The organism is Exiguobacterium sp. CH10, from assembly GCF_018617635.1.
In the GTDB taxonomy this organism is placed as follows: Bacteria; Bacillota; Bacilli; order Exiguobacteriales; family Exiguobacteriaceae; genus Exiguobacterium; species Exiguobacterium aestuarii_A.
On the sequence record NZ_JACSKO010000011.1, the window covers coordinates 1 to 6,162 of the forward strand.

6 protein-coding genes are annotated in these 6,162 nt (G+C 42.6%); 3 read left to right on the forward strand and 3 right to left on the reverse strand.

Annotation, left to right across the window (positions count from 1 at the left end; all coding sequences use genetic code 11):
- Window positions 1–133: 133 nt before the first annotated feature.
- From mobV to KNP04_RS15160, 3 genes are all read right to left on the reverse strand, one after another.
- On the reverse strand, window positions 134–1,510 hold the full coding sequence (gene mobV / locus KNP04_RS15150) for a MobV family relaxase (RefSeq protein WP_214877082.1): 1,377 nt from the start codon (window positions 1,508–1,510) through the stop codon (window positions 134–136).
- A 254-nt stretch (window positions 1,511–1,764) separates the two neighbouring features.
- Window positions 1,765–2,298, reverse strand: a complete 534-nt coding sequence (locus KNP04_RS15155; protein WP_214877084.1) for a hypothetical protein — start codon at window positions 2,296–2,298, stop codon at window positions 1,765–1,767.
- Window positions 2,299–2,886: 588 nt separating this feature from the next.
- The gene (locus tag KNP04_RS15160) at window positions 2,887–3,204 is read right to left on the reverse strand and encodes a hypothetical protein (RefSeq protein WP_214877087.1); all 318 of its coding nucleotides are present in this window, start codon (window positions 3,202–3,204) and stop codon (window positions 2,887–2,889) included.
- A gap of 84 nt (window positions 3,205–3,288) precedes the next feature.
- On the opposite strand from KNP04_RS15160, the gene KNP04_RS15165 reads away from it, so the two are divergent.
- From KNP04_RS15165 to KNP04_RS15175, 3 genes are all read left to right on the forward strand, one after another.
- Window positions 3,289–3,852, forward strand: a complete 564-nt coding sequence (locus KNP04_RS15165; RefSeq protein ID WP_214877089.1) for a hypothetical protein — start codon at window positions 3,289–3,291, stop codon at window positions 3,850–3,852.
- A gap of 1,393 nt (window positions 3,853–5,245) precedes the next feature.
- Complete coding sequence (locus KNP04_RS15170) at window positions 5,246–5,719, forward strand: hypothetical protein (protein ID WP_214877091.1); 474 nt, start codon at window positions 5,246–5,248, stop codon at window positions 5,717–5,719.
- 17 nt (window positions 5,720–5,736) lie between these two features.
- Entirely contained in the window at window positions 5,737–5,946 is a 210-nt protein-coding gene (locus tag KNP04_RS15175) for a hypothetical protein (RefSeq protein WP_251130001.1), read from the forward strand.
- Window positions 5,947–6,162: the final 216 nt, after the last annotated feature.

Below are 6,162 nucleotides of genomic sequence, written 5' to 3' on the forward strand. Positions count from 1 at the left end.
AAAAACGACCGATTTCACAAACTTTCCGACTCAAAAATGACCCCTGTCGAGCCCTTAATTCGCCTTTAAAGGCAACTTATTTTGCACAGGGGTTCTTGTATATATCCTTCGCGAAAACGCCTCCCAGGACGATTTATCGTTCCATATCGCTGCTTTTCTCTTCGTATTTCGCCCCGAATTGTTTTCGATGCCATTCGAAGCCTTCTTTTTCTTTCTCATTCTCGAGCTTCGGATCGATAGATCCATTCATTTCAAAGGCCGTTCTCGACTTGAACGAGCCGATCCATTCGTCCAATTTGTCTTGGGCAACCATCTTCTGATTAACCAATGCATCTTTCAATTTTGTCAGCAAAGATTTGAAGAACTCTATTTCTTTAGTCAGTCGTCGATTTTCTTGAAGTAGTTTTGGGATGCGGTCGTTCTGTGACTCGAGATACTTGTTCCGATCTTCAAGTCGTTTCCTGTCTCGTTCACTTGTCTGCAGCGCCTTTTGGAGTTGGACGGACAATTCGGCTTGTTTTTTCAAATTCTCAAAAGAAGAAGGCGATATCGTTAGGTTACTCGACAATTTCTGTCGTTTGACGCTCTCGCCAAAACTTTCGACAAGACGTAAATCCGATAGTGCATCAATCGTATCTTGGATTTGCGAACGGTACTGATCTGCTTGTCCTTTCAATGATTCAACTTCTTTGCTGACGAAGTCTTCAGTCGTTTCGAGTTCAGCATATAGAGAATCTAGACGCTTCTGACCGACCTCGACTTGTTTTTTCTGTTTTCCTAGCAATTTCTCATACTCGACAACCTGCTCATCCAACTGGTCACGAACATCTTTGGCCTTCAGGACGTATTCTTTTCTTTGATCCGCCTTTTTGGACAATGCTTCAACTTCCTCGCGAAGTAGTTCGGTTTGTCGTTTGAAATCTTGATGGGCTTTGAATTCATGGATGTCGAGTTTCATCTTTGTTTTGTTACCACTTGCACGTTGTACGTCAAATCCTCGTTCTTGAAGAAATTTTGGTAGTTGGTCGTGGATCTCACGCAACGCTTTTGGCCCCATCACGATTCTTGCTTGGAGTTTCCCATTCTCTTTGTTCACGGGCATGAAATGAAGATGCATATGTGGAGTCGTTTCGTCCAAATGAACTTTGGCACTCATCACATTTTCTGTTCCGTATCGGTCGCAGAAGTATTCATAGCAACTCTTGAAGTATCGTTTGTGTTCCTCGTCCGTCATCTTCACGGCTTCTTCCTTCGGGATCGTGATGATGTTGGAGTATAGGACGACCGAATTTTTTTGGACTTTGCTCCCCTGGGACTTCAGGTAGTCACTCCGTTCCTTGACCCTTCGATACAATCCGACCTCGCTATCCACGAAATCGTAGTTGAGATGGGTCCGCGAGGAATCGATCATCTTGTTGTTGATTCTGCCTTCTCGTTCTTGCTCTCTTTCCTTGCCTTTCACGTCACTGATTTGGTTCTTTTGAGCGTTCCAAGCGAATTCGAATGCCATGGTTTTTCCTCCTTGATGACGACGAGAACCGAGATGAAACGAGGGGCGATGTTCGTCAGTCTGTTTACAAGAGTATAGCCTGCTATACTCTTGCGTTGCAAGAGGCGGTCTCTACGAGGTTAGAACCAAGGGCTGTTCTCGTGTCTTGCCACGAGAAAGGGAGCATCAATCCCTAACGGAATCGACACTCCCTAAACTCATCTTTCCCGACCCGTTCCCTCGAGGTCACTGGATCAGTTCAATTCAAACAATCCTCATTGCATTCTTACGTTTGTCTTTACCCACTCACCTAAAGTAGCAGCATTATACCCGTTATAGTTAGGGTTTTTACGAACGATAAGTTGTAGTCCATACCCCTGATCATAAGCACTACGGAAATAAGATTTTTGAGTTTGCGTTCCTGTCGCGACTATAAAACCACCAAGGGCTAAAGGACGTGCAACTCCCGAAGGTATTGAGGCCAAACCCAATAGAAATGCTCCTGCACTACTTATCCCTGCAGGAATTTGATCAACCATTTGACCTACTTGATAATTACTATAGAACCGAGTATGTATGTAGCTATATGGAATCGGTACATACATCGGAGTGATTTCACCATTTAACAAACTATTCCCAATCGATGTTTCCTGTAAAGAAGACCCATAATTGGTGTTGTAAACTAGTGCGTCATCAACTTTATAGTCCTTTTCTCCTTCATTAGCTGAAACTTCACTTGATGGGAAACTTAAAGTAGACACCACTGCAGTAGTAACAATTACAGATTTTAAAGCATTTTTTAATACCATTTTCCCTCCCCCTTTTTGTAACAACAAGAAAATGTTGTGATATATTAATGTTATCAGAAAATTTAAAAAGGTGGTAATTAAAATGTCAAAAAAAGATATAAAAAAGAATATTTTGGATTTAAAGTTTCTAGTTATTCTAAGTTTGATCTTCACTTTTATGACATATAATATTTCTAATTATCCATACAGTGAAGCGTGGCTTGAATACTTCGCATATGCCAGTACCGCAATAGTTTATCTTTTTCTAATAATCTCGATTATTTATAAAATTAACCAAAAGAAAAATAACTCTCAGCGTTTTGATAAAACTAACTAAAAAAAGCGTAGGTGACTTCGCTAGTCATCTACGCCCCTTTTTATTTATTCAATGTCCATTTCATCAATCTCTTGCTTGTTATATCTCCGCTTTTCTTCTTCCGTCAGCTCAATCAAGGTCAAAAAATTAATGTGTCAATTGCCTATAAAGGTTAGTGCCCGTTTCCGTCCACCAACCTTTCAAGTTCAAAATCACGATATTCAATCTCCGCTTCATCAATTTTCTGATTGTTGTATCTCCGTTTTTCATGCTCCTTATATTTCTTTATAGATTTAAAATAGTTCCCCAATCTCTAGTTTTTCGTTTAAAAGCATATAATCATCCTTGTTAAAATAGATCGACACTTTATCCAGTCTATCTCCATTTGGATATACACATAATTGCTGATCAAACTTTATACCTAAAGGTACAACTGTTTGATTAATAAGATTTAAAATGATGACACTTTCTAAATCTACGCCCTCTTTCAATTGATTTTTAATATTAATCACTACTATATCTTCAATGTTTTCAAATTTAACTCTTCGAGGAGAAATGTCACGAGCCTTACAAAGCCTTTTTAATAGATTCTGATAATGATCAACTATCATACAATAAATCGCCTCACCTTCCGTTTTTTTTGTGATATCATAATCAATGCAATTACATAAAATAGAAAAAAATGGAGATGATTTATGAAAAAAATTATTACACCTGTTCTCGCTTTTCTTTTTACTTTCGTTATAGTCGTTCCAACATTTGCAAGTGAAAATAGTGAACAAAACTTAGAAGCCTTAACTGAAAATAAAGGTGAAGTCACTTTTGTGGATGACGAAATTACAATTACAGATTTCGGAGACAATCCAGAAATTTCTGATGCTATTTTTAATCACCCCGATAGTGTTGTATCAGACGCTAGTTTTGGAGTGAATGGACTTGGTATTACACCGTATTCTTCAGTGACTGGTCCCGGTGGACGAGCAAGTATCGTAGCAGGTGATTCTGGAAGGATTCTTTATTGGTCTGTTAAACCAGCTACAGCATGGCCGTTTCATTTTTCTGGTCTTGTAAAGTTAAGATACCATTCTGGTTTTTCAAGAGACGCAGTTATTGGCAGCATGGGTATCTTAGGTCAAACCGTTAGTGGATCTGTAGGTATGAACAGAAATAATGGTGGAGTTGCATATCTTTCAGGAACAGCATACGCCATAACTAGAGAGAAATTCAAAGTTTTACCAGGAGTACACACTTCATTTTGACCAAATTAATTCATTACAAAAAGGTCGGTTTAAAACCGACCTTTTAGCTACTTCAGTTTAGCCTTCTTCTCGCATAAACGCCGCCCTATTCAATATAAAAAAAGCGAACATTACAAAAAAAGCTTTTGTGGGAAATAAAGACTTTCCACAATGGCGATTGTTTTGTTAATATTAAGACAATTAAACATGGACGAAAAAAAGCCACTCCTCCCCATATCAGAAGCTACCAACTACTGATATGAATCAATGGAATGACTTTTGTTTAACCAAGTGCGCTAACACTGGTTAAACGGTGTACCCCCCGAACACCGAGGGGCACGTTTATAGGTACATACTACCCTGTTTTTTAAGTAAAAACAAGCGTATGAACCCTATCTACAAAGACCGTTTGACTGGAGAGCGCCAGTTGAACGGTCTTTTTTCGTTCGTCTATAAACTCATCTTTTTATTTTGGTTTATAGACTATGGACTACATAGATTCAAAAAGTGAATGACGGAGCTCTGCACTCGCTCTTAAAACGAGTAGGTCCATCTAGCCGACGCAACAAAGTAGATCGGTCACCACGGCGGTTCCAGCAGGTGGTGTGACGTTAGCAGGGGAAGGACGGAAAGCCCTGTACATAGCCTAAGTCCCTTCGGGGATATGGTAAAGATCGTTGAGAGGTTCAGACGGGGTCATATGGTACGACCGGAGGCAGTCCCACGACAAACGGTGGGGGAGTTCCTCGTAGGCGGCTGTATGATTGCTGTGACACGACGTATGACGGCCCTGGCCGTCGTACAGTGGGTTATGTGACGAGTCGCCGAAAGGCAGCAAGGTAGGGCGTGGAAACGCCTTGTGTGCGCGAATGATGCGCAGCGAGTCACATGTCGGGGTTGAGACACCCCGGAGTCTTGGAACGCCTAGACATACGGATACCTCGTCTTGCACTAGACGGAGAACGTGGTGGGCAGATTTTAACCGCATCCTTTTTCAAAGGGGTTAGTCTGCCCATCCAGCCGTTTCCTATCTTCCCTACCGGAGTATGCCCGGTGCGCTCTTTGGTTTCAAGTCTTTTTCTTTCCAAGTTCTAAAAAGAAAAGAACAAAGAGCAAACCGGTCAGCGAGGAAGCAATAGAAGATGCAAATTCATATGTGGCACGAGGAATACGAGCCTAGCGTAGTCTGGCGACGTGTTCCGCATGTGCCCCGACAAGCGAGCGAAGGCGGAAACGCCGTAGCGAAGTGCGTTCAGCAGAGAGAAGAACGACCTGGAGAGGATCGCCCGAGACATCCGACAGGATGCCAGGGCGATCCAGAAGGAAAAACAAGAAGGGATTAGCCCCAATTTCGAAGAATTAAGAGGGTAAGAGGGAAGGTTGGCAACAACCAAAGAAGAAAGGATGGTCTCCGATGAAGAACATGGACCTCACGATTTACGAGGTGACGGAACTGAACGAGCATATGAAGTTCTTGGATCTGGCGAAGCAACATGCACCAGTGGGCAAGGAGAAACTACGAGAGGCGCTGAAGTCGGCCGGGGCGACGTTCGACCAACGGACCAAACGGTGGCACATCGACCGCAGCCATCCGAATGCGGATAAGAAGGTGCTCGATTTTGTTCAGACGAGCCGTTCCAGTGTGACAAAGGCGAAGCGTGTCGCCACGGATCCGTTGAAGATAGACCCGGTCACGGGACAGTCCCGGCTGGACGACGACTATTTCGCGATCGAGACGAAACCGGAACGGATCAATCGCAAAAAAGTTTCGGTGGACATGGATGTGGCGCTACATAAGCAGTTGAAGCAGATCGCTTTGGAGAACGATGTGAAACTTTACGAGTTGGTCGAGGGCGTGCTGCGGAATTACGTCGAGAAGAAAAAATAACAGAAGGAGTGATGAATATGTTGATGACGATTCAAGGATTCGAAACAAAGTACGAGGAAATCATGCGAGATCCGTCGGTCCGCCAGCGTGAAAGTCGTCTTGGTGAATTGATGACGGAGATGGAAGGGGTATTCAAAATCCCGATGCTGAAGAACACGACGTGGGAGAAAGAGAACCCCCAGGTGATCGAACTGTACCGGAAGGTGTCCGAATCGAGAAATCTCTAAAAAGAGCAAAAAAAACGCCAAGTTTGCGTGAAATAAAAACTCCACGCAATGTAAGGGACGATTTTGAGCCAAAGTTCGAAAACTAGGCGAAAAACGACCGATTTCACAAACTTTCCGACTCAAAAATGACCCCTGTCGAGCCCTTAATTCGCCTTTAAAGGCAACTTATTTTGCACAGGGGTTCTTGTATATATCCTTCGCGAAAACGCCTCCCAG

What these genes read in the sequence shown, in the direction of transcription:
- KNP04_RS15175 (WP_251130001.1), top strand. Translation starts at nt 5,737, where the DNA reads ATGTTGATGACGATTCAAGGATTCGAAACAAAGTACGAGGAAATCATG.
- KNP04_RS15165 (WP_214877089.1), top strand. Translation starts at nt 3,289, where the DNA reads ATGAAAAAAATTATTACACCTGTTCTCGCTTTTCTTTTTACTTTCGTT.
- KNP04_RS15170 (WP_214877091.1), top strand. Translation starts at nt 5,246, where the DNA reads ATGAAGAACATGGACCTCACGATTTACGAGGTGACGGAACTGAACGAG.
- mobV (WP_214877082.1), bottom strand. Translation starts at nt 1,510, where the DNA reads ATGGCATTCGAATTCGCTTGGAACGCTCAAAAGAACCAAATCAGTGAC.
- KNP04_RS15160 (WP_214877087.1), bottom strand. Translation starts at nt 3,204, where the DNA reads ATGATAGTTGATCATTATCAGAATCTATTAAAAAGGCTTTGTAAGGCT.
- KNP04_RS15155 (WP_214877084.1), bottom strand. Translation starts at nt 2,298, where the DNA reads ATGGTATTAAAAAATGCTTTAAAATCTGTAATTGTTACTACTGCAGTG.